The organism is Burkholderia sp. E168m23, from assembly GCF_016586125.1.
In the GTDB taxonomy this organism is placed as follows: Bacteria; Pseudomonadota; Gammaproteobacteria; order Burkholderiales; family Burkholderiaceae; genus Burkholderia; species Burkholderia orbicola.
This window is the reverse complement of the sequence record NZ_BCPP01001435.1, coordinates 1-1,161: the sequence shown is the minus strand read 5'-3', so window position 1 is coordinate 1,161 and position 1,161 is coordinate 1. Positions and strand designations below refer to the sequence as shown.

General features: G+C 66.8%; 1 protein-coding gene and 1 pseudogene. Both read right to left on the bottom strand.

What is annotated here, in order from left to right; translation table 11 throughout:
- Positions 1-552: tetrahydrofolate dehydrogenase/cyclohydrolase catalytic domain-containing protein (locus JMF90_RS37945; RefSeq protein ID WP_305790780.1), on the bottom strand; the 552-nt coding region annotated here is incomplete at its 3' end.
- Positions 553-779: 227 nt separating this feature from the next.
- Positions 780-1,161 (bottom strand): annotated as a pseudogene (fixJ, locus tag JMF90_RS37940) (oxygen response regulator transcription factor FixJ); the annotation flags it as partial.

The following is a 1,161-nucleotide window of genomic DNA, read 5'->3' as shown; positions in this document are numbered from 1 at the left end:
GGTCGCGCCGGCGTCGAGCAGCATCATCGCCATCGGCTTGCCGACGATGTTTGAGCGGCCGATCACGACCGCGTTCGCGCCTTGCAGCGCAATGCCGTGCGCTTCGAACATCTTCATCACGCCGTACGGTGTGCACGGGCGGAACAGCGGCTTGCCGGTCATCAGCGCGCCGGCGTTCGCGACGTGAAAGCCGTCGACGTCCTTTTCCGGCGCGATCGCCTCGATCACCTTGTGGCTGTCGATGTGCGCGGGCAGCGGCAGCTGGACGAGGATGCCGTGGATCTTCGGGTCGCGGTTCAGTTCGTCGATGCGCGCGAGCAGGTCGGCTTCCGACAGCGTGGCCGGGTACGCATCCTTCAGCGAGAAGAAGCCGTTGTCCTCGCACGCCTTGATCTTGTTGCGCACGTAGACTTCGCTCGCCGGGTTGGCGCCGACGAGGATCACCGCGAGACCGGGCTGGTGGCCGCGTGCGGTCAGCGCGGCGGCGCGTTCGGCGGCCTGGGCGCGCAAGGTCTTCGAAAGGGCGTTGCCGTCGATGAGGAGGGCTGTCATGGTGGTGGGTCCTGCCGGGAAGTTGGAATGCGGGCGTACGGCGCGCGAAGCGCCGTAGCAAAGCACGTAATTATACCGTTCGCCTGCTGCCGTCCGACAGCGAATCAACGGGAAGCGTCATGGCCGCGGCGCTCGCGTGCCGGGAGAAACGGCCGCCGCCGCGCGAGTGGGCCGCATCGCGCGGGGCGGCAAACACCGGTTGCGGGCCGGGCGGCCGGCGAACCCGCTCAGGCCTGCTTCTTCGACAGCGCGAGGCGCAGCAGGTCGGCCACCGTGTTGACGTTGAGCTTTTCCATGATGTTCGCGCGGTGCGCCTCGACCGTCTTGATGCTGATGCCGAGGTCGTCGGCGATCTGCTTGTTCAGGCGGCCGGCGATGATCCGCTCGAGCACCTGCTGCTCGCGCGCGGTCAGCTTCGACAGGCGTTCGCTCGCGGCACGCTGCTCCTGCACGCTCTTGCTTTCGCTTCGGGCCTTGTCGAGCATCCGCTCGACGAGCTTGCGCAGCTCGGCTTCGTCGAACGGTTTCTCGATAAAGTCCATCGCACCCTTTTTCATCGTCGACACGGCCATCGGCACGTCGCCGTGACCGGTGACGAAGATGATCGGC